At 34.5% G+C, this 25411-nt stretch carries 22 protein-coding genes; 12 read left to right on the forward strand and 10 right to left on the reverse strand.

Annotated elements, in window-relative coordinates; all coding sequences use genetic code 11:
* Nucleotides 1-122: 122 nt before the first annotated feature.
* The 6 genes from ABF682_RS08460 to ABF682_RS08485 form a co-directional block, all read right to left on the reverse strand.
* Entirely contained in the window at nt 123-632 is a 510-nt protein-coding gene (locus ABF682_RS08460) for a GNAT family N-acetyltransferase (protein ID WP_415619516.1), read from the reverse strand.
* 140 nt (nt 633-772) lie between these two features.
* Nucleotides 773-2230, reverse strand: a complete 1458-nt coding sequence (locus ABF682_RS08465) for a glycoside hydrolase family 1 protein (RefSeq protein ID WP_415619517.1) — start codon at nt 2228-2230, stop codon at nt 773-775.
* A gap of 15 nt (nt 2231-2245) precedes the next feature.
* Nucleotides 2246-3688 (reverse strand): FGGY-family carbohydrate kinase, encoded by a 1443-nt coding sequence (locus tag ABF682_RS08470; RefSeq protein ID WP_415619518.1) that lies wholly within the window; start codon nt 3686-3688, stop codon nt 2246-2248.
* Nucleotides 3689-3699: 11 nt separating this feature from the next.
* Nucleotides 3700-4641, reverse strand: coding sequence for a transketolase family protein (locus ABF682_RS08475; RefSeq protein WP_415619519.1), 942 nt, complete (start codon nt 4639-4641; stop codon nt 3700-3702).
* Entirely contained in the window at nt 4634-5464 is an 831-nt protein-coding gene (locus ABF682_RS08480) for a transketolase (RefSeq protein WP_415619520.1), read from the reverse strand. Before ABF682_RS08480 ends, ABF682_RS08475 begins: the two co-directional genes overlap by 8 nt.
* 13 nt (nt 5465-5477) lie before the next feature.
* Complete coding sequence (locus ABF682_RS08485) at nt 5478-6911, reverse strand: L-fucose/L-arabinose isomerase family protein (protein ID WP_415619521.1); 1434 nt, start codon at nt 6909-6911, stop codon at nt 5478-5480.
* Nucleotides 6912-7046: 135 nt separating this feature from the next.
* On the opposite strand from ABF682_RS08485, the gene ABF682_RS08490 reads away from it, so the two are divergent.
* The 3 genes from ABF682_RS08490 (at nt 7047) to ABF682_RS08500 (ending at nt 11424) form a co-directional block, all read left to right on the forward strand.
* Complete coding sequence (locus ABF682_RS08490; RefSeq protein WP_415619522.1) at nt 7047-8051, forward strand: LacI family DNA-binding transcriptional regulator; 1005 nt, start codon at nt 7047-7049, stop codon at nt 8049-8051.
* 212 nt (nt 8052-8263) lie between these two features.
* Entirely contained in the window at nt 8264-9541 is a 1278-nt protein-coding gene (locus tag ABF682_RS08495; protein ID WP_289976764.1) for a DUF4038 domain-containing protein, read from the forward strand.
* A gap of 2 nt (nt 9542-9543) precedes the next feature.
* A complete protein-coding gene (locus ABF682_RS08500) occupies nt 9544-11424 on the forward strand; it encodes a beta-glucoside-specific PTS transporter subunit IIABC (protein WP_415619523.1) in 1881 nt (626 codons plus the stop codon).
* Between the two features lie 195 nt (nt 11425-11619).
* Here ABF682_RS08500 and gap read toward each other — a convergent pair whose 3' ends face one another.
* A complete protein-coding gene (gene gap, locus ABF682_RS08505) occupies nt 11620-12621 on the reverse strand; it encodes a type I glyceraldehyde-3-phosphate dehydrogenase (protein ID WP_415619524.1) in 1002 nt (333 codons plus the stop codon).
* A 126-nt stretch (nt 12622-12747) separates the two neighbouring features.
* Between gap and ABF682_RS08510 the strand changes: the two genes are divergently transcribed.
* On the forward strand, nt 12748-13608 hold the full coding sequence (locus ABF682_RS08510) for a helix-turn-helix domain-containing protein (RefSeq protein WP_415619525.1): 861 nt from the start codon (nt 12748-12750) through the stop codon (nt 13606-13608).
* Between the two features lie 544 nt (nt 13609-14152).
* On the opposite strand, the gene ABF682_RS08515 is transcribed toward ABF682_RS08510, so the two are convergent.
* Nucleotides 14153-14989, reverse strand: a complete 837-nt coding sequence (locus ABF682_RS08515) for a helix-turn-helix transcriptional regulator (protein WP_415619526.1) — start codon at nt 14987-14989, stop codon at nt 14153-14155.
* Nucleotides 14990-15221: 232 nt separating this feature from the next.
* Between ABF682_RS08515 and ABF682_RS08520 the strand changes: the two genes are divergently transcribed.
* Nucleotides 15222-16349 (forward strand): MFS transporter, encoded by a 1128-nt coding sequence (locus ABF682_RS08520; RefSeq protein WP_415619536.1) that lies wholly within the window; start codon nt 15222-15224, stop codon nt 16347-16349.
* Nucleotides 16350-16359: 10 nt separating this feature from the next.
* Here ABF682_RS08520 and ABF682_RS08525 read toward each other — a convergent pair whose 3' ends face one another.
* Nucleotides 16360-17013, reverse strand: coding sequence for a YczE/YyaS/YitT family protein (locus ABF682_RS08525; RefSeq protein WP_289977693.1), 654 nt, complete (start codon nt 17011-17013; stop codon nt 16360-16362).
* 128 nt (nt 17014-17141) lie between these two features.
* Here ABF682_RS08525 and ABF682_RS08530 point away from each other — a divergent pair, with 128 nt between their 5' ends.
* On the forward strand, nt 17142-17519 hold the full coding sequence (locus ABF682_RS08530; RefSeq protein WP_415619527.1) for a MerR family transcriptional regulator: 378 nt from the start codon (nt 17142-17144) through the stop codon (nt 17517-17519).
* Between the two features lie 97 nt (nt 17520-17616).
* On the opposite strand, the gene ABF682_RS08535 is transcribed toward ABF682_RS08530, so the two are convergent.
* Nucleotides 17617-18753 carry an MFS transporter gene (locus tag ABF682_RS08535; protein WP_415619528.1) on the reverse strand — a complete coding sequence of 379 codons (1137 nt, stop codon included), beginning with the start codon at nt 18751-18753 and terminating at the stop codon, nt 17617-17619.
* A 105-nt stretch (nt 18754-18858) separates the two neighbouring features.
* Between ABF682_RS08535 and ABF682_RS08540 the strand changes: the two genes are divergently transcribed.
* From ABF682_RS08540 to ABF682_RS08565, 6 genes are all read left to right on the forward strand, one after another.
* A complete protein-coding gene (locus ABF682_RS08540; protein ID WP_289976779.1) occupies nt 18859-19197 on the forward strand; it encodes a winged helix-turn-helix transcriptional regulator in 339 nt (112 codons plus the stop codon).
* Between the two features lie 423 nt (nt 19198-19620).
* Nucleotides 19621-20391 (forward strand): DeoR/GlpR family DNA-binding transcription regulator, encoded by a 771-nt coding sequence (locus tag ABF682_RS08545; protein ID WP_415619529.1) that lies wholly within the window; start codon nt 19621-19623, stop codon nt 20389-20391.
* Between the two features lie 2 nt (nt 20392-20393).
* The gene (locus ABF682_RS08550; protein ID WP_415619530.1) at nt 20394-21194 is read left to right on the forward strand and encodes a Cof-type HAD-IIB family hydrolase; all 801 of its coding nucleotides are present in this window, start codon (nt 20394-20396) and stop codon (nt 21192-21194) included.
* A 286-nt stretch (nt 21195-21480) separates the two neighbouring features.
* Nucleotides 21481-23751 (forward strand): 5-methyltetrahydropteroyltriglutamate--homocysteine S-methyltransferase, encoded by a 2271-nt coding sequence (gene metE / locus ABF682_RS08555; RefSeq protein WP_415619531.1) that lies wholly within the window; start codon nt 21481-21483, stop codon nt 23749-23751.
* Nucleotides 23732-24589 carry a methylenetetrahydrofolate reductase [NAD(P)H] gene (gene metF / locus ABF682_RS08560; protein WP_415619532.1) on the forward strand — a complete coding sequence of 286 codons (858 nt, stop codon included), beginning with the start codon at nt 23732-23734 and terminating at the stop codon, nt 24587-24589. Before metE ends, metF begins: the two co-directional genes overlap by 20 nt.
* A gap of 45 nt (nt 24590-24634) precedes the next feature.
* Entirely contained in the window at nt 24635-25186 is a 552-nt protein-coding gene (locus tag ABF682_RS08565) for a GNAT family N-acetyltransferase (RefSeq protein ID WP_415619533.1), read from the forward strand.
* The last annotated feature ends 225 nt before the right edge of the window (nt 25187-25411 follow it).

The following is a 25411-nucleotide window of genomic DNA, read 5'->3' on the forward strand; positions in this document are numbered from 1 at the left end:
CTGAATTTGCCTGCATTGTTTTGTATAGTAAGGATTCTGAACTTGTATACATAATAATTATTATTGGCCAATTAATTTCTTTGAAAAGTACAAAAATGCTGTTATAAATATCGCAAATAATACTATTTTTTCAGACTTTTAAACATCAGCTTACCAGCTTTATTTTGACCATCAATCGTTAACAAAATAGGTAAGTTGCCTACTATTTCAAATCCATACTTTTTGTACAAATTAATTGCCCTTTGATTATCAGACAATACTTCCAGATATATGCCGTCAATGTCCCACTTTTTGGTAGCCCAAGCAATACAAGCTTCAATTAATTTACTGCCGATATGTTGTCCCCAGCATTCTTCATCAACTGAGATAGCAAATTCGGCTTGATTCATATACCTGATTCTTAGTTTTCTACTTATTTGCGCTAATCCAATAATTTTAGCCGCTTTATCATCTTGGGCAACGAAGGCGACACTTGCTTGTAATTTGTCATTAAGATGTTTAATTTTTTCCAAATCAAATGAAGATTGTAGTTCTTGCTGCTCTAACCCTAAATTATTAGTTTGTATTGAAACTCTGTTGAGATATTCAAATAATTTTTTAGAATCGTCTTTCTCAAAGAGACTTATTTGCATGATTTAACCACCTCATTAATTACCTAGGATTATACGCTTAAAATATGAGGACTAATTATAAAAAACAAAAAAACAGAATTGGAGATAATTCTGCTCCCAGTTCTGCATATGGTAGATATTAATAAAATCTGATAAGCACTCTAATAATTTATGGTATTATCTAAATCAGCACCATTTGTTTCAATGACTTTTTTGTACCATGCAAATGATTTTTTACGTAAACGTTTAGCTGTTCCATGACCATTATCGTCAAGATCAACATAGATAAAGCCATAACGCTTTGACATCTCACCTGTTGATGCACTGACTAAGTCGATACAGCCCCACGGAGTATAACCCATTACTTCAACACCATCTTCAATAGCAGCACTAATTGCTTGAATGTGATATTTAAGATAATTGATACGATAATCATCATAAATTTTTCCATTTGTCTCAACTTTATCTTTTGCACCAAGACCATTTTCAACAATGAAAAGAGGTTTATGATACCGGTCATACAGTTCATTAAGGGAAATTTGTAATCCAGTTGGATCAATTTGCCAGCCCCAATCACTTGCTTTGAGGAACGGATTTTTAACTCCGCCTAATAAATTACCTGCAACAGTTTCGTTAGTTGCAGCAGTAGCATCAATTACACTAGACATATAATAACTAAACGAGATAAAATCAACTGGATATTCTTTCAGCAAAGCTAATTCATCAGTTGTTCTGTCTAAATCATTTTCAGAAACTCCATTTTCTTTCAAATACCGGTGACTATATGAAGGATACTCACCACGAATTTGTACATCAGCACAGAAAAAATTGAAATTCTGATTATTATGCAAATTTGATAGTTGATTAATTGGATTAGAATTATAAGCATAACTCGTTGCATAAAGAATCATACAGCCAACTTTAATTTGCGAATTAAAATTATGTGCAATTTGTACTGCTTTTGAGCTAGCAACGAATTGATTATGCCAAGCTTGAAAAATATTTTTTTTATTTGTCGCACCATTTTCTGGAACTAAGCCTTGACTTAGTGCTGGAAAATGAGCAGCTGAATTAATTTCATTAAACGTCAAAAAATATCTGACTTTTGAACCGAAGCGAGTAACTACAATCCGGACAAAATGTTCAAAAAAATTGATTAGCTGTTTATTCTTCCAACCACCATATTTTTTTGCCAAATTAAGTGGCATCTCGTAGTGTGAAAGTGTAATCAGAGGTTCAATATTATTTTTTAGGCATTCATCAATCAAGTTATCGTAAAATTTTAGTCCGGCTTCATTAGGTTGTATTTCATCGCCTTGTGGGAAAATGCGGCTCCAGGCAACAGAAAAACGATAAACTTTAAAACCCATTTCCGCAAATAAAGTAATGTCTTCTTTATAACGATGATAATGATCAATTCCAAAATGGTTCGGGTAATTATACTTTTTTTCATCAATAGTCCAATCAAAATTTGGTTGGTTAATAACCTGCATTCTTTTTTTGCCCCCAGGTAAAGCATCCGCAATTGAAGGGCCACGATTATTTTCTTGCCAACCTCCTTCAAGTTGGTTGGCGGCAGTTGCTCCACCCCATAAAAAATTATTTGGAAATTTTGTCATATTCTAAATACCTCCTTATTTTATTAGCTGCTTAATATTAGATGTCCATAACTTAACTTGTTTAGTTGCATCTTGTTGGTGGATATTAGCTGTATATATTTTTTCGGGTGGAAAAGTTAATCCATGATTATTTTTACCGTTCATTGCTGCACCAACTCCGCTTAATTCTTGGATAGAAGAGATTAAAACTGATTGTTGTGAAATATTAGCTAACTGTTGCATTAAGTAACGGTTTGCAATCATTCCACCATCCACATGAACGGTGGAGCTAATTTTTGCAGATGCTTGGTACATTAAATTCATAACATCATTAATTTGGTAAATAACTGCATTCAAAGCTGCACGCACAATTTCATTTCGTCCAGTCAACTGAGACATTCCAACTAATGCAGCTTTGAGTTGTGGATAATTGTATGGAGCAGCCATTCCACTGAATGCTGGAATTAGAAATGTAGTATCATTGGGATTGGCAGCTTCTGCCATAGCGTTGGTTTCTGACGGATCATTGATTATGTTTAAGTTATTTTTAAGCCATGTAATTAATGAGCCGGAATAGTTAACGTTTCCTTCCAACGCATAAGTTGTTTTTTTATTTTTTCGCCAAGCAATTGAAGTATTTAAACCATCAATATGAATTTGTTTCTCACCAGTATTCATCATAATTGAAGAGCCTGTACCAAAAGTAATTTTAATTTGACCAGCCTGCAAACAATTTTCTGCGAACAATGCTGCTTGAGAATCACCCAATATACTTATAATTGGGATTGGTGTAGATAGTTCACCAAAAAGGGTGGTTTCACCAAAAATACTATCTGAATCAACAATTTGTGGCAAATTATTGATATTAATTCCAAATAAAGTACATAATTCTGGATCCCAATTACCAGTGTCCAAGTTCATCAACAAGGTTCGGCAGGCATTACTCGGTTCTGTTTTATAAATGCCACCGCTTAAAATATACAGTAACCGGCTATCAATAGTTCCAAAACACAGATTATCAGCAGTAAGTGCATCGCGAACAGCAGGTTCATAAAGTTGCATCCATTCAAATTTAGCAGCGGTAAAATAGGGTGAGAGTGGTAATCCAGTTTTTTGCTTAATTAGGTGAGCATGTTCTTTTAATACAATAGATTCAGTGAGCGAAACAGCTCGATTATCCTGCCAAACGACAGCTAATGCCAAAGGTTCTGCTGTTGTTTTATCCCATGCAGCAGCAGTTTCACGTTGATTACTGATTGCCACTGCCACGATCTTATCAGCCGTATGGCTTAAAGCAGTATGAATCAGTGTTTTGAGATTATTTTTAATTTCGATTAAATCGTGACTGATCCAGCCGTGAGGACTAATAATTTGTCGGTGTCCTTTAGTAACCTTATATGCAATTGTACCATCTGGATTTATGAGCAATACTTTTGTTCCTTGGGTACTCTGGTCAATTGCCAATGTTAATTCAGTCATTTTTTCACCACCTATTTTAGCCATCCAGCAATTTTCTGATTCAAAGTAGCAGCATCCATACCATAGTATTTGAAAACTTCTGGCTGAGGACCAGCAATTATAGGCTCATCAGGAAAAGCGACAATTTGAATTTTTGTATCACCACGTACTGCTAAGGCTTCAGCAACTGCTGATCCTAGGCCGCCATATTTGCTGTGTTCTTCAAGAGTAACAATTAACTCTGTTTGATCAGCTAAAAGATTTAGTAAATTAGTATCAAGAGGTTTGATACTAACTAAGTCGACCACTTTGATATTTATTCCTTGGCTTTTTAATAATATGGCAGTTTCGACTGCGATATGCAAAGTTTCTCCAGAACTGATTAATGCTGCATCTGTACCAAAATTAATAACAATATTCGCTTGACCTGGTTTAACAAATGCACTTGCAGAATCTTGATAAATGTTAGGGAGGGCAATTTTACCAATTCTGACATAGGCAGGGCGGTTTGAAACTGCAAGATATTTAATTAAACCACTTGCTTGATATTGATCAGCAGGAGTATACACTTCTAAATTTGGAATTGCACGAGTAATTGCAAGATCCTGCAACGAGTGATGGCTTGCTCCTAAATTACTGTAAGAGTTCCCCCCAGAAATACCAATTAATTTAACATTATTATTAGAATAAGCAACATCAATTTTAACCTGTTCAATACTACGCATTGTTAAAAATGCTGCTGGGGCAAAAACGAAAGGACGTTTACCAGAGTGGGCTAGTCCCCCAGAAATGGTAACTGAATTTTGTTCTGCAATCCCTACCTCTACTAATTGTTTCTGATGTTCTTCAATATAAGGAGATAGTGAAGCAGAACCACGTGAGTCGCTAGTTACTGCCAGAATATTTTGATCTTTTTCTGCTTCCTTTGTTAATTGGGCAACTATTGCGTCACCAATTTTCATCTGCTCACTCATTTTTCAAACCTCCTATTATGGTTTGTAATTCTTGAACACCTTGTTGATATTGTTCATCAGTGGGAACCTTATGATGCCATTCGGGTTTATTTTCAGCAAAACTTATCCCATATCCTTTAATTGTATCTGCTAGTATCAAACGTGGTTTGCCGGCAATATTTGGGATTTTAAGTGTCTTTACCAGCTCACTTATATCATTGCCATTAATTTCGATAACATCAAACCCAAATGCTTCGTATTTTGCAGCAAGTGATTCTGAATTCATTACCTTGGTTGTTGGACCTGAAATCTGTAATCCGTTATGATCAATAATTGCAGTAAGATTATCAAGATGATAGTTGCTGGCAAACATAGCTGCTTCCCAAACAGAACCTTCAGCTTGTTCTCCATCTCCCATTAACGTATAAACATGGTAATCACTTTGATCGAGTTTAGCAGCTAAAGCAATACCCGCAGATAAACCTAGACCATGGCCGAGAGAACCAGTATTTTGTTCAATACCATTGATATGATTAGTTGGATGTCCAATATATGGTGAATTAAATTGTGAATATGTTGCAAGTTCTTTTTTTGAAAAATATCCACGATCAGCAAGTACATTATAAAGAATTTCAACTGCGTGACCTTTTGATTGAATGTAACGATCACGTGTAGGATCGGCGAAAGTTGCCGGTGTTTGCTTAAGTACTGAATAATAAAGAGCTACTAAAATATCCGCACATGATAAATCCGAGCCAGTATGTCCCGTTCCTGCTTTAAAAATCATTTTCCAAGTAGCTAAACGCATTTGAGCGGCTTTAAGTTCTAATGTTTTTGTATCCAAGATAATGACCTCCTTAAAGTTCTTTTACAATACTGTTAATATCGCCACGCAAGTAAGCTTGAATGTCTTCTTCAATCGGATCGTAAAAATCTGGTGTGATATCTAAATATTTACATGCTTCATATAAGACTGGGACTACATCTGCTCTTACTGCTGCAATATGATGGATATACGGCCCGTAAACTAGTTTAGTTTCAAAACGATTTAAATTAGCAAATTTTAACCATAGATAAGTTCCTTGTTCATAGGGACCTGCACAGGTTTGAGCATTTCCAAGAAGCAGAGAATATTGTCCATTATCACCATCAAAACGACATAAAGTATAGTTTCCATCTTTAGCTTCGAATGCTACAGAACCAGGGTAATCAAATACAAAATGCGATTTGGGAAGAACGGGTTGATTTTTTGCCGTTGAAAATGGGAAAACACCTAAATGTTGGAGCAACTCTCCATTTTTTTCTTCCGGATGTCTGCAATTAACATCAGCAAAAATAGCTTTCTCATCACCTAATGTAGCAGCTTCAATCAATAATTCAGAAATTACTCCGTGAATATCAGTCTCACAAGTAACAGGAGTTCCCTCATCTTGCAAAAGTGATTCAGAAGCATAGGGTAAGATACCTATTTCATCTTGTAATGCTGTCCAACACTGGATTGCTCCTGCATTACAGCCGTATTCATGCATTTTATTGGTTAGTGCGACTTTTAAAGTAGCAACCATTCTCAGATTTTCTGTAGTAATCTCGATTTTAGCTAGGGATTGCAATTTTTCAATGACATTGGTAATTGTAGGATCATTCGTAGCCTGCAAGTGTTTGATTTCTTGGACAAGCTCTGTTAATGGAATCGGTGATAGAGAAATATTGAATTTTTCAAGTAATTCACCTTCATTTATCATTGTTGACCAAAAGTCAAACGGACGTGGTCCAATTTGTAAAATTCTCGTATTTTTAAAAGTTTTAACAATGTTGCAGACCTTTATGAAATCACAAATTCCTTGTTTAAATTCAGGATCTTCAAGATCGACATTAACTAAATAAGTAAAAGGAACTTGAAAACGACGTAGAACTTTACCAATTGCAAATAAACCGCATTGTGTATCACGCAACCGTGAACCATCTGCAGTAGGTGCTTCATCTTTGGGACCCCATAATAGTACTGGAATATCAAATTCTTTTGCTAAGCGAGCGCATTCATATTCTGTACCAAAATTTTCATTCGCTAAAAATAGCCCATCAATTTCAGCGTTTTTAAATTTTTTGGCTATTTTGTGCATTCCATCATCATCATAGAGTAACCCATCAGCGTTAATATCATTAATATCGACATAGTTAATCTCTAATTCGTTGAGCTTATTACGAGTTAAGTTCGCAAACTTGATTGCTGCATCTGCAGAGAAAATATTGCGACGAGTTGGGGCGAAGCCAAGAGTTATTTTTTTTGACATATTAAATCACCTTTCTAAACTAAAATTCTTTATTTACAAAAACTAGTTTATTAGTTTATAAGAAAAAAAGCAACTAATTTGCAAAATCTCTCTTAATTTAGTATTATTCTAGTTGAACTAAAAAGGAGGAGAACCATGACACTTAAAATGAGTGATATTGCTAAAATTGCGAATGTGTCTAAGTCAGCTGTATCGCTTGCGATTAATGGTAAGGACGGTATCAGTGAAGAAACACGACAAAAAATTTTAAGAATTATTTCGGAACAAGGATACACTCCCTTACGTAAAAGCCATAAGGATATCTCTCAAGGAATTGGAGAGGTTACTTTCCTTGTAGTAACCAGTAGCGGTGTAGTTCAAGATGATTATCGCAGCCTTCCGTTTTTTAACAGTCTGATTTCAGCATTGTCTTTAGATACAAGTCGTTTGAATGGAACACTGAAAACAGTGACAATTTCAGCTGATAATTTGGCCAATAGGCTGAACGATACGGTTTTCTCAAGTGGTGTTTTAGTATTGGGCACAGATCTGACTAAAAAACAACTATTGCTAATTAAACAACATGTGCCAAAGGCAGTTTTCTTGGATACTTATTTTGAAGATGTTGTTGCGGATTTTGTAACAATGGATAACTATCAGGGTGCGCAACTTGCCGGAAATTATATAATAGAAAAAGGATATCAAAACATTGGGTACTTTGCTTCTGAAAACTTGATGTCAAATTTTAATGAACGTCGTAGAGGGTTTCGTGAAGTTTTAGGTAACGCGGGTATCAAAGTAGCAAATGATCATTTCTACTTTATTTCTCCAACCAATCTTGACCCAAAAGGATTAGATTTGAGGAAACTTGGAAGTCCTTTACCAGATGCTATTTTTTGTGAGGATGACTATATTGCAATTAGATTAATTAAAGCAGCTCAAAAAGAAGGAATCCGTGTGCCAGAAGATCTTGCTGTAATGGGTTTCGATGATATTTTCGAAGGAACACTTATCTCACCTGAATTGTCGACAATCCATGTACCAATTGATCAAATTGCTCGTCAAGCTTTGACACAACTTCAAGGACAGTTGGGCACTGATAAATGGAATCCGCAAAAGACTTTAGTTGCAACAACATTGATGAAGCGGGAATCAGTATAATTAAAATTAACAGTAATTTGTTTGAGCAGGTTTTGCATTACAAAACCCTGTTTTTTTATTTTAGTCTTAATTTAGAAAATTAAGGTTGACTATACTAAAATGACATGCTAATCTATGGATGGTAAAAGAAACTAAAATATCATATATGATTATCTGTTGCTTTACTAGTTTAGTTTTTAAATGATAAATTAATTAAATAAGGAGGTGGCAACGTGCTCTCAATTAAACAGGATCAATTCTATGAGAATGACAAACCTTTTTTTTACTTGGCTGATACATGTTGGAGTGCGTTTACAAATATTACATTAGATGAATGGCAGTATTATCTTGATTACCGCGCGAATCAAGGATTTAATGTAATACAAATTAATATTTTGAGTCAATGGGATGCGAGTGCAGCACCATTTGAATTACTACCATTCCCAATCACTCATAATAAGAATCGATATTCTTTCGATTACAGCAGGCTTAATCCAGAATATTTTGACCGTGCTGAAAAAATGCTGCAAATGGTACGCGAACACAACATGGTCCCGGCATTAGTCTTACTTTGGTCTAATTATGTTCCAGGAACATGGGCAAATGATATAGCAATTAATAATCATTTTGTGTATGGAGAGCTCGAAAATTATGTTAGTTTTGTAACTGAAAAATTCAAAAGATTTAATCCGGTTTATTTTGTAAGCGGTGACACTGATTTCTCAACAGCAAAAACTATCAGTTACTATGAAAAAGTACTTCAAGTTGCTAAACGACATGATCCAGATGCATTATATTCATTTCATATAAAAGGTCGCTTAGCAGAGATACCAGAGCAATTTTTAAGCGGAATTGACTTTTTTAGCTATCAATCGGGGCATAATCTTACAGGTCAAAAAACTGCCTATACAATTCCGCTTGAATTAAGAAAGAAAGGTTTTACTCGACCAATTATTAATACTGAACCATGTTATGAACAAATCAGTTACAGTCGCAATATTTATGGACGCTATAGTGCACGTGATGTTCGTCAAGCTTCATGGAGTTCGGTATTGTCTGGTGCAGGAGCTGGAATAACATATGGAGCACATGGTATTTGGAGTTGGCATCGTTCGGGATATAAATTTGGAATTGTAGAAGGTGAAGGTTTCGACATTCCATTTGACTGGCGTGATGCACTTCATTTTGATGGCGCAAATGATATTACTTATTTGAAAACAATTATTTCATCTTTATTTACAAATGGCATTGACCCAGTGGATATTTCTTTAAAGGGCGAAATGAGTATCCGTGTAGGAGTAGATATCAAAAAGAAGCGCTATATAATTTATTTGCCAACAAATACGGTCATTGATGTCGCGAAACTTGGTTTGAAAAAGGAGAACAGTCATGCACAAGTATTTTATCTTGATGAAAAAACCGTTCATCCGCTTGAATATTCAGATAAAACTATATTGCGGATGAGTCATGCAGAGGCAGACTCGGTAATAGTATTGGATAAGGAGGAATAACCATGAAAGATCAAGAACTTGCTAACCAGATTTTGGATAAGGTCGGTGGCAAAGAAAACATAAATAGTTTAATTCATTGTGTAACACGGTTAAGATTTAAATTGAAAGATGAATCAATAGCAAAGACTGATGAAATAAAAAATTTAAATGATGTTTTAACAGTTGTACAAAGTGGAGGACAGTATCAAGTAGTTATTGGGGATAAAGTTGAGCAAATCTATAATAAAATTATTCCTAAGTTAGATAACGAGTCAGCAGAGATGATCAGTCAAGACAATAAGGGAAAAACTTCTCTTGGGAACGCTGCGGTACAGATGTTATCCGCACTATTCACCCCAATTCTTGGACCATTAGCGGCAGCTGGAATTTTAAAAGGCTTTTTGGTGTTACTAACACTTACTCATATCTTATCAAGCAGCTCTGGAACTTATATGATACTTTATGCGGCAGCTGATGCGTTATTTTACTTCTTACCAATTTTGCTTGGATTTTCAGCTGCGAAAGTTTTTAAAACTAATCAATATATGGGTGCTGTAATTGGGGCAGCATTAGTATATCCTGATATGATTTCCGCATATAATGCTGGAAAAACATTATATTTTATGGGAATACCAGTTGTATTAATGAGTTATGTGCAAACTTTAATACCAATTATTGCAGCAGTTTTTTTCCTTTCATTAGTTGAAAAATTTTTAAATCGTGTAATTCCACAGTCTTTAAAGGGAATATTTGTTCCATTGTTATGTTTAGTAATTGTTGTTCCTGTAACATTTTTGGTTGTTGGACCAATTACAAGCATATTGAGTACTGGACTAGCGACCGCGGTTTTAGCATTATATAAATTGGTTCCAACACTTGCTGGTTTTGTTCTTGCAGGTATATGGCAAATGGCTGTATTGCTTGGGTTACATTGGGCATTTATTCCGATTTTTTTGAATAATATCGCTACCAAAGGTTTTGATCCAATTAATGCAATGTTGTATTGTACTGTTTTTGGACAAGTTGGTGCAGCCTTAGCAATGACAATCAAAGCTAAAGACGCTAAATTCAAGGAATTAGGGATTACTGCAGTTATTTCAGGATTTTTGGGAATTACAGAACCTATTATTTATGGTGTAACTATTCCACATAAAAAATCATTTATTATGGCTTCTATTGGATCAGCCTTTGGTGGAGCAATTGCGGGATTTTATTCCTCAAAAATGTATGGTGGATTTGCATCTGGCGGAATATTTGGTATTCCAATGTTTATTGGCCCTCACGGAATTAATTCGGAGTTTATAGGGTTCTTATTTTCACTGATTGTTGCCTTCACAGTCGCCTTAGTACTAACTTTACTTCTTGTACCTAGTGTTAAATCTGATGAGCATGATTCATCACTGTCAGAAAAAGAGAGTACTGTAGTTGAAGCACCTGTAGATGGAACTATTGAAGCTTTGGCCAATGTTAATGATCAAGTTTTTTCTAAAGAGTTGATGGGACCAGGGATTGCCATTATTCCTTCGAAAGGAGAAATTTATGCGCCGTTTGATGGAATGGTTATTTCGGTTTTTCCAACCAAACATGCAATTGGACTACGCTCAAATAGTGGTTTAGAGTTATTGATTCATATTGGGCTTGACACAGTTAATTTGAAAGGAAAATATTTCAAATCACTAATTGAGAATAGACAGCATATTAAAAAAGGACAACTGCTTGAAACCTTCGATATTAATAGCATTAAAAATGAGGGGTACGACACTATAGTTCTTGTGATAGTTACAAACACACAGGAAATAGGTGACATTGATATTAAAGCTGAAAATGGTATTATTTCAACTGGAAGCCTGATTATTGAAAATCACGTAGAAAGAAACTTAATTGATTATGGCGAGTTGACTTAGTAATTTAAATTAAATATAATCGAAAATAGTGTAGTAAGTTAATTGCAACTCAGTTCTTAAGAGTTGCTTTTTAATTACTTAAAGCTTCAAAGAGTGAAACAGGTACTCCTTAACCAAGAAGACTAGAACATATGAGCGATGTTCTAGTCTTTTTGCATTACTATTAGTAGTTATAGTAGTTACAATATCTTAATTTTATAATTGTGCAAAATATTTTAAAGTTCTAACTAATTGAGAAGTGTATGACATCTCATTATCGTACCAAGCAACAGTTTTTACTAACTGTTTACCATTAACTTCCATTATTTTTGTTTGTGTCTCATCAAATAAAGAACCATAAGTCATCCCAATAATATCTGTGGATACTATTGGATCTGTATTGTACCCGAAAGATTCATTAGCAGCTAATTTCATCACATGATTAAGCTCTGCTAGGGATGTATTTTTTTCAAGAACTGTATATAACTCTGTGAGTGAACCTGCTTTAACTGGAACTCTTTGAGAAACACCATCAAGTTTCCCACTTAATTCTGGGATTACTTGTCCAATTGCTTTTGCAGCTCCAGTTGAAGTTGGAACAATGTTTTCAGCTGCTGCTCTTGCGCGACGATAATCACCATTGCGATGAGGACCGTCAAGAGTCATTTGATCTCCTGTATAAGCATGAATAGTAGTCATTAAACCTTCTACAATACCGAAATTCTTATTCAAAACTTGAGCCATAGGTGCTAGAGAATTCGTCGTACAAGATGCACCGGAAATAATCTTTTCATTCCCAGTTAGTGTTTTATGATTAGTGTTAAAAACAATGGTTGGCACATCATTTCCTGCAAATGCCGAAATTAAAACTTTTTTTGCACCAGCTTCCAAATGCGCTTTTGCTTTTTCCTTAGAAGTAAAGAAACCTGTGCATTCAAGGACAATGTCAACTCCTAACTTCTTCCATGGTAATTTTGAAGGATCTGGATTTGAAAAGACCTCAACAGGGTGCTCATTAACAAATATTTTACGATCTTTTGCATAAACAGTACCATTAAATTTTCCTTGGGTCGTATCAAATTTCAATAGATTCGCTAACATTTTTACATCAGTTAAATCGTTTATTGCTAGAACTTCGATGCCTTTAACTTCCTGTATTCTTCGAAAAGCTAACCTGCCAATTCTTCCAAAACCATTTATTGCGACTGTAACTGTCATATTAATTACCTCCATATTATTTTTAAATACAGTAACTGACTACACCAAAAGTATAGCTTATAAAATTATGTGATATAATGTGTTATATGAAGATGATAACTATACTATTTGTAGGAGAAATTAGAAATGCCACAACAAGATCATTTTAAAGACAGAATTGTTAATATTGATTTTATCGCTGATAGTCAGTTGGAAGAAATTCCGTATAAAAATAGTTATACTATTACATTACTTACTTCAGGTTTTTTCAGTGGAATATTGAATGGGATTTCTGTAAAAATTAAAGCACCATGTCTTTTATGTTTTACAGATCAGGATCAACTGACTATAACCAAACAACAGCGTGTGGTTGCTCCAACTATAAAATTCGATGCGGCCTTTTTATGTACGCTTAGAACTTCTGAAAATAAGTATCTATCATCAAAAAGCCCAAGTATTAAAGTTGGAATGAAACTTTTTGAACGGGATAATTATTTATCGAGGACTGGTTCCTATCAACTTAATAACCGAATTTATCCGAAAATTATTGAAAAATTTTTTGTTGCTGGAAGTGAGATTGCAATTCAAAGTGATGAATTTTGGGTTTGTCGTATAAAAAAATATTTAATAGAATTGCTGTCAATGGTAGATGAATTAGAAAAATCAAGCAAGAACACACCATTTAACAGGGCACTAAATTATATTCATCTGAATTATGTAAATAAAATAACATTGGATGATTTGATGGCACATTCCTTTTTGAATCGAGAGTCATTAAATCGAAAATTCCGAGAAAAATATGGTTGTACGGCAATGAAATATCTGCTCTTATATAGGATAAAAATGTCTAAGGAGTTATTAACACATACCGGTCTTAGTTTGAACGAGATAGCATATTCCACAGGTTTTTCTTATGATACATACTTTATAAGGCAATTTAAAAAAATTGTACAAAAAAAACCAACTGACTATAGAAACGCTACTAGAAAAATAGCATTATATCAATAAAATTTGGTTGAGTAGGGTGAAGGGATGATAGACGTCTATAGAAATTGTAACTATGGTATTTTTATTCAAATTAATGCTTACAAAGAATGAGATTAAGGAGATAACATGAAAAAAATAATTTGGTCAACAGTCTTGTTTTTAACGGGTGTAATGCTTATTTTAGAAATTTTCTTATTTTTAAAGGCTATATTTACTCAAACATTAGATAGTAATATGTTTATAAATGGTGTATGCATTTTAACAGCTTTTCTATTTTTCACTTCTGTATACAAGTTATTTTTAAAAAAGGCACACTAATTTGTTTATTTTTTCATCTTTTGAATATTGAGAAAATAGTAACATGTAGAATTGTAAAGTCTTTTAGAATTGACACATCGCTAAGGCTAATAATTACGATAACTAAAAGATATAATCGTAGCAACTTGTTTTTATGCTTATCTAGATATAAAAAATCACTCCAAAATAACGGGTATCCACAAGGATTGGAAACAACTGGTGGCCTGTGTTATAAAAGGAGTGACTTTTTTATTTTTTCATGATAAATCTATAGTGAACTTAGCAAATTCTTTATTTTATCTTCCGTATCCGTGTTAGGTGCAGGGGCGTTAATGAATAGTTTAAGATTCATGTTGTCTGCCACAAAAAAACTGGTATGTTCAAATATTAGTTTTCCCGCTTTAGGATGATTAAAAGTTTTGTAGTTTCCTTCCTCATGTTCAACATTATGCATTGACCACCATTTGGTAAAATCAGGACTTTTTCTTTTTAACTTCTCTACAAATTCAATTACCCAAGGATCTTCGATATATTTACTGCATTCTGCTCGAAAGCGGGCAACTAGTCCTTGAGCCTGCTTATCCCATTCAGTAAATCTTTTTTTGTACTCGGAGTTTGTAAACATTAACCACACACAATTTCTGTCTTCAGCCTTAATCGTATCAAAGTCGATCAAAACGATTCTTGCAGCATTATTCCAAGCGACAAGATTCCAGCGAGTATCAAGAATTAGTGCAGGAGAGTGTGCTAAGCTATCCAACATTCTTTGCAGCATAGGACTGACAGTCTGTTGTTGTGCGGGAATGTCCATGGGAGCAACTTGATGGGCAAGAGTGTACAAATGACGCGTTTCTTCTGCATTCAACATTAGCACACGGCGCAAACTTTCTAAAACCTGTGCTGAAACTTGTATTTCCCGTCCTTGTTCTAACCACGTGTACCATGTAATACCAATCCCTGCGAGAGATGCAACTTCTTCACGCCTTAAACCAGGTGTCCTCCGGTGAGAACCCACGGGGAGACCAACTTGTGCAGGAGAAATTTTAGCTCTGCGTGTTTTTAGAAAGTCACTAAGTTCTTGATATCTAGATATAAATTTTGTCACCTTAAACAATCTCCTTTTTGAAAATAAAAATAACAGGGGTAATACAAAACATAAGCAGGTAGTATTTATACTACTATAAATGCCTATCTAGTAGAGACATGTAACTCAGAATATACTATGAATAGTACTTATGCAAAGTATAATTCAGAGATGAGGTTAAAAAGTAATGGAAATAAAGAACAAAAAAAACAACAGTAATTCGACAGTTTTAAATAAGCATTTATTTTTAATTATGACAATTTCAGGTGCATTAATAGTGGCAAATATATATTATATTCAACCTTTATTGGCTCAGATTGCGCAATACTATCATGTATCAAAGGGTTATTCAAGTTTACTAGCTACTCTAACACAGGTTGGCTATGCTTTAGGATTGCTAATGATTTTACCGTTAGCAGATATTATAGAAAAGCGAAAATTAATTCTTACGATGCTGCTGGGTGCTGCCTTCTTTCTGTTATTACTATTTTTTTCACCTACTATATTAATTGCACTTATCGCATCTTTTGGAATTGGTTTTTGTTCTGTAGTACCGCAACTTCTAATACCTCTTGCCGTACAACTGAGTAAGCCAAACGAAAGAGGTAAGATAATTGGTAGCTTGATTGGAGGATTATTGATTGGAATCCTACTTTCGCGTGTAGTCAGTGGCTTTGTTGGTAAATACACGGTATGGAAAAACATGTATTTTATTGCAGCTTGTTTAATGTTTCTTCTTTGGATTGGGCTTCGCTTTTCACTTCCAAAAAATTATGGAGATTCAAGCGTAAAATACAGTGCATCATTAACGTCAATGGTATCTTTAATCAAACGTTTTTCGGTTTTAAGAACATCTGCTATTGTTGGAGCCATGAGTTTCTTAGCATTTAGTTCATTTTGGACTGCACTCACATTTTTACTTCAAGGTCAACACTATCACTTAGGAAGTGATGCAACTGGATTATTTGGTTTGGTCGGTATAGTGGGTGCTCTTTTTTCTAAAACTGCAGGCAAACTTTCAGATAAGAAAGGAACAAGGTTTACAATTGGGCTCAATATCCTTATCACTATAGCGGCTTATATAGTATTTAGTCTTTGGGGATTTCAACTATGGGGACTTATTCTTGGTGTTATTTTATTAGACTTAGGTGTACAATCTAACAACGTCAGCAATCAAGCTCGAATCCATCAGTTGGGTGATCAAGTGCGAAATCGGGTAACATCTGTTTACATGGTATCTTATTTTTTAGGTGGTGCTTTAGGTTCATGGTTAGGTGCATTTAGTTTTCAATATTTCGGTTGGTTAGGTGTTTGTGCAGTCGGCCTAGTTAGCCAAATTATCGCAGGATGTGTACATCTGAGAAAATACAAACCTATTTAGTTAGCAGCTTTTAGTCAATATCTTCGCTCAGCGACTTCCTTTTGTTTATTAAAAGATGTTCCCATAGATTTACCAATGGACCAACCAGCAGTACAGCTAGAATTGTCCCGATTCCAATTGCAGTAATGTGATTAATAAAGATTAAACTCAATCCAACTGAAATGATAATCATCGTTAAATCAAACCCAAATTTAGTTTTTCCAAATGAATATTTCAATTTCTTACAGAATACATTAACGATGCCATCTGGTGGGTTCAAAATGAAGTTGGCTTTAATCATCATAAAAACTCCCAGTGAAGTGAAGATAATCGCTAGCAGGGTAACTAGAATTTGTTCCCACAAAGCTTGCAAAATAATTTTTTCAATTCCGATTCTTAGGCCATAGAAATCAACAATCCAACCAAATACGAATGCCACAAATAATTGAGAAACTATCTGCCATTCAATTCTCCATTGCAGACAAAGCTCAGTTAAGACAAAAATAATAAAAGTTAGTGTAGTGGCTTGACCTAAAGTAAACGGTAAAAACAGCGATAGAACTTGTGGCACGGATACTAAGGCACTAACACCTAATTTACCACAAGTAAAAAGAACTGTTCCCAATGCTAAGATATTCAGTCCGCCTATATATATAAATACGCGTAAATAGTTAAAGTGTTTCATAGTATTCAATCTGTATCTTCCCTTCTTATTGTTGGCACGCTACAATATAAATTGAGTTATCCTAGGGCCAAAAAATATTGTGAATTTATCATACCGCTTAGAGTGCGCTATAATGCAAGGAGATTTTTATGAATTATTCAATCAACGAAACTAGTCAATTAACTGGACTCAGTAAATACACATTGCGTTACTATGAAAAAGAAAAGGTAATTCCAGAAGTTAAGCGTGATTCAAGGGGATATCGCGTCTATACTGAACAAGATATTGAATGGTTGACTTTTTTGTTGAATATTAGGCAAACTGGGATGCCCATCAGTAAAATCAAACAATTCTCACAGATGAGATTCAAGACTGAAACAATTCCTGCTCGTCGACAGATGCTTTTAGAACACAAAGAAAGCATTATAAAGCAAGAGGAAAAACTCAAAAAGTCAATGGTAGCAATTGATGCCAAAATAAAGAGATATGAACGCTATGCACAATTGCAAGCAGAACAAAAGCCCTAGGACAAAGGAGCGTACCTCAATTTCGAGGGAGCACTACAGATTTTCAGTTTTGCCAAAAAGTAGATAAACAATGCAGAAAATGCTTTCATATAATAAATCATAAATTTTTCTTTTTTAAAAAAATAACTAAAATAATAGAAATTAACACCCCGATATTTCCTATCCATGCCAGAGAAAGCATTGGAAAAAATGAAATTATAGTACCACCTAAAACGGACCCCACAGCCATAGATATTTGGCTAACAGATTGATTTAATCCAAGTATCATACTTGATTGTGACGGAACTAGTGATGCTAAGTTGGACAATTGCGCAGGTTGTACACTCCACACAGCAGCCGACCAAAAAAAGAGGAAAATAAAAATGCATAATGTGGAATTTGTAAAGATGGTCAGGAATGAGAGCGCAACAATATCACAAATCATACTCACCAGTAAGGTATTTATTACTCCATATTTGTCGGCACAGTATCCGCCTATTTTTGATCCAACTAAACAGGCAATGCCAAATGCAAAAAGAGCTGATACCACCAAATTACTGTGAAGCTTTAATCCCTGTGTTAAAAAGGGAGATATATACACATATACTAAGGCATACCCACTAAGCCAAAAAAGGGTGATCAATAATCCGATTATTACTTTGGGATTTTTAAACAACTTGAGCTGTTCTTTTATGGATGTGTTTTGATCATTTTCAACCTTGGGTATAAAAAAATATATTATAAAAATTGCAATTATACTTAATAGTGAGATATCTAAAAAAACGCTCTGCCATCCAAATGAAGTTGACAACAACCGACCTATGGGAATTCCAATAATTAGAGCAATTGTAAAACCAATCGTAACTATTGCTATTGAACTTGCTTTTTTGCCGAATGGTGCAATTTGACTAGCAATGCTTAGAATTATGACAACAGATATTCCTGCTCCCAACGCAACGATTATTCTAGAAATTGTAAATAAGACAACACTTGAAGCAAAATAGGAAAGAGTATTTCCAAGTATAAAAATGGCAAATGAACACATGATTATTTTCTTTCTATCAATTTTAGCTGTTAAAGATACAATTATTGGTGTAACAATCGCATATACTAAGGCGTAAACTGTTGTAAATTGGCCAGCAGAGGCAACTGATATCCTCATTGAAACAGCTATTTGATCTAAAAACCCTGATGTAACAAATTGCGAGGAACCTATAAGGAAACTAATTAGTGCTAGAATATATATTTTCCACATACAAAAATCAACCTTTCTTGTTCTTACTACAATTATGATATACACTGGCAACAAGAAAAGTAAGTATGCACTTTAAAGTAGTATACTATCGAAAAGGAGAGTATTATGAAAAAATGGTCCAAAGATGAGGGAAATTGTTCTATCTCTTATACACTATCTGTTGCTGGTGGACGTTGGAAGTGGTTAATTCTATATAAATTATTTAGTAAAGGTGTCCTTCGTTATGGAGAATTAAAGAAAGAACTGCCTTCTATTACACATAAAATGTTAAGTCAAATCCTTAAAGAATTGCATTCCGACAAATTAATTGAACGAAAATCATATGATCAGGTTCCACCTAAGGTTGAGTACAGGCTTAATGAAAAGGGTAAAAGTTTAATTCCTATTTTAAAAATGATGGCTGATTGGGGAAAGAAAAATAATCCTAAAAACCACGAGAAGTAATGTGACTTAAGTCGGCAATAAAGTACCAATATAAGTCACTTACGAGAAAGATAAGGTGATATGATGGTTCAAAAATCAATGACGACTATCAGAAAATCACCAAATAAAATTAAATTTAACAATATTCTCCTTATGCTTGTTCCACTAAATGAGAGAGATAACTGTGCTGAGATTAAAAGCTGCTAAGATTTGAGCGGCTTTTTTGTTTCTTTCAGTTCAACAAGTTCTTGTTTATAGCTAGAAAAGGGACTGTGATGCTGCTTAGCTAAGTTTAAATTAACCACGCAGGATAAACAATGTTACATGACAAATCTTTGTTTCAATCATCAAATACTTATAGACACTTAAAAGTCATTTTTTGGTTGTTTGAAAAGGACTTTTTACTTAATAAAAATGATAAAATTCTTTTGAGGTGAAAATAATATGAATCAAGCAAGCAGGCTTTTAATAATAAAACAGATGCTAAATGAAAAAGATGAATTGACCACAAAAGATTTAGCGGAATATTTTAAAATTTCATTTGATACTGTGCGCAGAGATGTTTTGAGATTGGCCTCAACTGGTCAAGCTGTTCGTTTTCATGGGGGAATAATGAATAATAATCTGAATGATGTGCCTGGATATCGTACACGCTCACATGTTCAATCCTCAATCAAGTCAAGTATGGCAGCTATTGCTGAGCAGATGGTGATGCCTAGAAGACTATATTTTATTGGAGCATCAACAACTCTTGTGTTATTGTGCCAACTTCTAAATAAGAAGAACATAACAGTAATTACAAATTCTATAGATAATGCACTGAATTTATCTCAAAACACACTTCCTCGAGTTGAGTTACTTGGTGGCCAATTAGATAAGGGCAATCGTTATACTCACTCACTAGAAACTTTGACACAATTAGATTCTTTCACATTCGATACTATCTTTGTCGGCACATCAAGAGTATGTGAAGAGGGTGTTTATGTAGTTGATAAAGATGATGCGGTTATTTTAAAAAAAGCCATTATGCGATCCAAAAAAGTTATTGTCATTGCTGAACAGTATAAGTTTAACTCAGAACAATCATCACCTTACAAGTTGGCTGACTGTTCTCAAATTGATGTACTTATTACAGATAATAAATTGTCCGAAGCATATAAAAAATGGTTTAAAAAAACTATTGAAGTAAAATATATCAAAACTAAGGAGGAATAATAATGATTAAGCATATTTTTCTTGACATGGATAATACTTTGTTAAATTCTCAAGGAAGAATCAGTTACTCAACTATTAATTTCTTAAGGGAAACAAGAATTCCGGTTACGTTGGTTTCTGCTAGAGCACCAATGGAAATGGATTTCGCTATTAAAAACTTAGCTTTAAGAAATGCCCAGGTATCATTTAACGGAGGTCTAATTTTTGAAAAGAAACAAAGTGAAAAGGAGAAAATTTTTTCATTACCTCTTGAGTATGCTGATGCTTATAAAATGCTAAATCTAATTACTATTAATTATCCAGAGATATCAATTAGCTGGTATACAAGAAATGCATGGTATACCTCACAAATTGATAAAGGAACCCATTATGAATCTAACCTGACTGGATTTCAACCTGAATTACTAAAAAGTATCAGTAAGGAAAATTTAAGAAACAATTCAATTTATAAGATAATGATTATTTGTTTTGATAATGAAAAATTGAAAAAGATTGCGAAAGTAATTAGTGAATTATCTTTGAATATATGTGCCAAATTTTCTGGACAGAGTTACTTGGAGATAACTAGTTCTAATGCAACTAAAAATAATGCAATCGCATATATTCAATCCAGTAAGAATTTAAAAAAAGAGGAGTTAGCGGCCTTTGGCGATGGTCAAAATGATATTGAAATGTTCAAGGCGGTTGGAACCCCAATTGCAATGGAGAATGCATCAATCGACGTAAAAAAGTGTGCGAAATTCGTTACACTATCAAATGATGAAGATGGAGTAATGTACGGAATTAAAAAGTATATTCTATAAGAAAGTACTAATTTGATAATTATTGACACAAATAAAGTGCAGTTAGAGTCTAGAAAAGGGTTGCTTATGGTCTCATTTGATTAAATAGTCTTGTTCAGTATCTTAGCTTATAATTTAAAATACGTAAAGTTTAAGGATTAATTAAAAGTTTCATTATATGGATTATCATTTTTTCTATCTTCGTTATAGGTAATGCCTATATATAATGATTAAAAAAAACAATTATTAAAAAAATTTTTTTCATGTTAGAGTAGGAAACAATAAATACATGAAGGAGTCTTCTTAGATGACAACAACAATTATTGGTTTCCCTCGAATCGGAGCTCAACGTGAACTGAAATTTGCAACTGAGAAATATTTTCGTAAACAAATAACTGCAACAGAATTAACACAAATTGGTAAGGATTTGCGCAAGCGTCATTGGCTAGAATTGCAGAATGCGGGGATTGATCAAATTCCCAGTAATGATTTTTCCTTTTATGATAATCTATTAGATACTGCTTTTTTGTTTAATGCACTTCCAGCAGCAATCGCAAATGCGCCATTGTCAGACTTTGACAAATACTTTGCGTTAGCTCGTGGATATCAGGGGTCTGCAGGTGATTTCAAAGCATGGCCAATGAAAAAATGGTTTAATACCAATTATCATTATCTTGTCCCACAGTTAACCAACAATACTGCCTTTCGCTATCATGGTGGGAAAATCAGAGATGAATTTCTTGAAGCAAAGGAGCTTGGAATAACAACTCGGCCTACTATTATTGGGCCATTCACACTTTTGCAGCTTTCTGAACTTGATGATACTGTAGCAGCCGAAGATTTTACTCAAGATCTATTAACTGCTTACGTTGATTTATTCAGCGATCTAGCTGCAAACGGTGCCGAATGGATCCAGATTGATGAACCATCTCTTGTTTATGATTTAACAGATGGTCAAATTCAATGGGTTTGCGACTTCTATCAGCAGCTGCTTTCTAAGAAGGGTGCAGCCAAAATATTACTTCAGACTTATTTTGGTGATATTCGTGATATTTATCATCAAGTGCTAAACCTTGACTTTGATGGAATTGGTCTTGATTTCATTGAAGGTAAAGAAAGCAAAAAACTTGTTGAGTCAGGCTTTCCAGCAGATAAAGTTTTGTTTGCAGGAGTCGTCAATGGAAAGAATATTTGGCGTAATAATTATCAGCAGACTTTAAATTTATTGCAAGAGCTACCAGTTGAAAAACTTGTTTTGTCAACTTCTTGTTCGCTGTTACATGTTCCTTATACAGTTGCAACTGAACAGTTCAAGCCAGATATTAAGAAACATTTTGCTTTTGCAAACGAAAAGTTAACTGAATTAAATGAACTTAATTTATTACAGCAAAATAAACAGTTGGATCTGTTACAAAAAAATCAGCAATTATTTGCAACTCCCAGAGTTGAAGAAAACTTAGAACTCCACCACCAGATTGAGAAATTAACTGAAACAGATTTTGTCCGTAAACCTGATTTTGAGGAGCGGAAGAAACAACAAGAAAACGCTCTGAATTTACCACTCTTACCAACAACAACAATTGGTTCTTTTCCACAGACCAAGCCAGTTAAACATGCGCGTGTTGCACTGCGTAAAGGTGAAATTACCCAAGACGAGTATGATGAATTTATCAAGCAACATATTCAGGAATGGATTAAATGGCAAGAAGATGTTGGTTTTGATGTTCTGGTCCATGGTGAATTTGAACGCAATGATATGGTTGAATATTTTGGGCAGCATCTATCTGGCTATCTTTTTACAAAAAATGGTTGGGTGCAATCCTATGGAACAAGAGCTGTCAAGCCACCAATTATTTGGGGCGATGTTAGCCGTAAAGAGCCAATTACAGTTAAGTGGTCTGCCTATGCACAAAGCCTTACTGATAAACCTGTCAAGGGTATGCTGACAGGCCCAGTGACTATTTTGAATTGGTCATTTCCTCGCGAGGATATTTCCTTAGAAGAATCAACGCTGCAGATTGCTTGGGCAATTCAGGCTGAAGTTTTAGATCTGGAAAAGCATGGAATTACTATTATTCAGATTGATGAAGCCGCATTACGTGAGAAACTTCCCTTACGTAAGAGTGACTGGAATAGCGAGTATCTCAATTGGGCTATTCCTGCCTTTCGTTTGGTTCATAGCAAAGTTCAGGCAACAACTCAAATTCATACACATATGTGCTACAGTGAATTTGGTGATATCATTCATGCGATTGATCAAATGGATGCAGATGTCATTTCGTTTGAAGCATCTCGTTCTAATCTAGAGATTTTGCAGCAACTACAAGATCAACATTTTAAAACACTTGTTGGTCCAGGAGTGTATGATATTCATTCGCCTAGAGTACCCGCAAAAACTGAAATTATTAATGAATTGCATCAAATTTTGGCAAAGGTTCCCCAACAGAATATTTGGGTAAATCCTGATTGCGGGTTAAAGACTCGTGGTGAAAGTGAAACAAAAGCTAGCTTGGTGAATTTAACTGAGGCAACACGGCAGGTTCGAAGGGAGTTAGGATATGGACAAAGTATTGACTAAGCCACATCTGTCTTTCGAGGTATTCCCACCGTCAGCCAGTGTTCCAAACGAAAAAATCTATCAAACTGTACAATCTCTTGGTGATTTGCAGCCAGAATTCATCAGTGTTACTTGCAACAATAAAAAATTAAATTTTAATGATTCAACTTTGAAAATTGCTTCATATGTTGAAAATGAGCTCCAATTACCAGGGGTCGTCCATTTAACTGCACGTTATTTTGACAAAAATCAAATTGATTATATTCTTGCAGAATTAAAAAGGCTTGGAATCAACAATATTTTGGCTTTGCGTGGTGATTTGGTACCAGGCAAAGAACCTAAGAATGACTTCAAATATGCAAGTGACTTAATTGAGTACATTAAACAAAAAGATAGTAATTTCAAGATTTTTGGAGCCTGTTACCCTGAAGGTCATCCAGAATCTCCTGATAAAGTGACCGATATTAGGAGGCTGCAAACAAAAGTAGCTGCTGGTTGTGATTGTCTAATAACACAGATGTTCTTTTCCAATGAAACTTTTTACCAATTTCAAGAAGACTGTGCATTAGCTAATATTAATGTTCCGATACTTGCTGGAATCATGCCAATTGTTAATCGTTCGCAAGCGCTTCATGTAATTCAAAGTAGCGCTAGTTATTTACCAAAGAAATTCGTGACAATGCTTGATAAGTATAAAAGAGATCCTGCCGCTCTTAAGGCAGCTGGATTGGCTTATGCAATTAATCAAATTGTTGATTTGGTAACACAGGATGTAGCAGGTGTGCACCTGTACACAATGAATCATCCTGATGTTGCACGCCATATTTGTCAGGAAACCCAAACGTTATTTGCAATTTAGATTTGATGAAATAATGTGTAAACTCGAATTATTGGAAAAACACGATTGCCACAAATTATAGGTCATGAGCATTCGAAACTAAAGGAGAAAAAATTGATAATTGAGACAGATCGACTGGACTTGGTGCCATTGACGGTAGCGCAGTATCATCATTGGATAAACAATATTTCTCTCTTAGAAAAAGAATTAGAATGTAGCTATCAAGCTGAGCCCCTCGAAGATATATTCTTAAGTATTTTGAGGAAACAGTTTGTAGTTACCAAAAAAGATGCCAAAAATTACTTATATCACACATTTTGGTTTCTCATTAGAAAAACTGACCGAGTTGTTGTTGGTTCCGCTGATTTTAAGGATCTACCTGATAATCAAGACGAGGTTGAAATAGGTTACGGATTGGGAAAAAGATTCAATCACAAAGGGTACATGACTGAAGCAATCCAAGCGATGTGTCATTGGGCACTGACACAGGAGAATGTCTCTTGTATAATTGCAGAAACAGAAATTTCAAATTCAGCTTCACAAAACATGTTGAGGCGATGCGGGTTTAAAACTTACCAAAAAGGGAGTGCGTGTTGGTGGAGACTACCAAAAATTTAAAATGTAACTAATTTTCTTTATATACTTGTTGTAATATAAAAAGAGATGGATTACAAAGTTGAAAAATTAAATTTATAATAGAGTTGTTTTTTAAAACTAGATTAGTAACACTAAACGAGGGGGGGGGGGGGGAAAAATTAAATTTTTACAGACCCCCCCGAAATTTTAGCGATTAAAAAGTTGTATAAAATAAAAATAACACACCTATTGTATTAATTTTACAAA

This window comes from Liquorilactobacillus sp. (genome assembly GCF_047719775.1).
Taxonomy (GTDB): Bacteria; Bacillota; Bacilli; order Lactobacillales; family Lactobacillaceae; genus Liquorilactobacillus.

Excerpts from the sequence above, each read along its gene's own strand:
- ABF682_RS08460 (WP_415619516.1), bottom strand. The coding sequence starts at position 632 with ATGCAAATAAGTCTCTTTGAGAAAGACGATTCTAAAAAATTATTTGAA.
- ABF682_RS08465 (WP_415619517.1), bottom strand. The coding sequence starts at position 2,230 with ATGACAAAATTTCCAAATAATTTTTTATGGGGTGGAGCAACTGCCGCC.
- ABF682_RS08470 (WP_415619518.1), bottom strand. The coding sequence starts at position 3,688 with ATGACTGAATTAACATTGGCAATTGACCAGAGTACCCAAGGAACAAAA.
- ABF682_RS08475 (WP_415619519.1), bottom strand. The coding sequence starts at position 4,641 with ATGAGTGAGCAGATGAAAATTGGTGACGCAATAGTTGCCCAATTAACA.
- ABF682_RS08485 (WP_415619521.1), bottom strand. The coding sequence starts at position 6,911 with ATGTCAAAAAAAATAACTCTTGGCTTCGCCCCAACTCGTCGCAATATT.
- ABF682_RS08490 (WP_415619522.1), top strand. The coding sequence starts at position 7,047 with ATGACACTTAAAATGAGTGATATTGCTAAAATTGCGAATGTGTCTAAG.
- ABF682_RS08500 (WP_415619523.1), top strand. The coding sequence starts at position 9,544 with ATGAAAGATCAAGAACTTGCTAACCAGATTTTGGATAAGGTCGGTGGC.
- gap (WP_415619524.1), bottom strand. The coding sequence starts at position 12,621 with ATGACAGTTACAGTCGCAATAAATGGTTTTGGAAGAATTGGCAGGTTA.
- ABF682_RS08510 (WP_415619525.1), top strand. The coding sequence starts at position 12,748 with ATGCCACAACAAGATCATTTTAAAGACAGAATTGTTAATATTGATTTT.
- ABF682_RS08520 (WP_415619536.1), top strand. The coding sequence starts at position 15,222 with ATGACAATTTCAGGTGCATTAATAGTGGCAAATATATATTATATTCAA.
- ABF682_RS08525 (WP_289977693.1), bottom strand. The coding sequence starts at position 17,013 with ATGAAACACTTTAACTATTTACGCGTATTTATATATATAGGCGGACTG.
- ABF682_RS08530 (WP_415619527.1), top strand. The coding sequence starts at position 17,142 with ATGAATTATTCAATCAACGAAACTAGTCAATTAACTGGACTCAGTAAA.
- ABF682_RS08535 (WP_415619528.1), bottom strand. The coding sequence starts at position 18,753 with ATGTGGAAAATATATATTCTAGCACTAATTAGTTTCCTTATAGGTTCC.
- ABF682_RS08540 (WP_289976779.1), top strand. The coding sequence starts at position 18,859 with ATGAAAAAATGGTCCAAAGATGAGGGAAATTGTTCTATCTCTTATACA.
- ABF682_RS08545 (WP_415619529.1), top strand. The coding sequence starts at position 19,621 with ATGAATCAAGCAAGCAGGCTTTTAATAATAAAACAGATGCTAAATGAA.
- ABF682_RS08550 (WP_415619530.1), top strand. The coding sequence starts at position 20,394 with ATGATTAAGCATATTTTTCTTGACATGGATAATACTTTGTTAAATTCT.
- metE (WP_415619531.1), top strand. The coding sequence starts at position 21,481 with ATGACAACAACAATTATTGGTTTCCCTCGAATCGGAGCTCAACGTGAA.
- metF (WP_415619532.1), top strand. The coding sequence starts at position 23,732 with ATGGACAAAGTATTGACTAAGCCACATCTGTCTTTCGAGGTATTCCCA.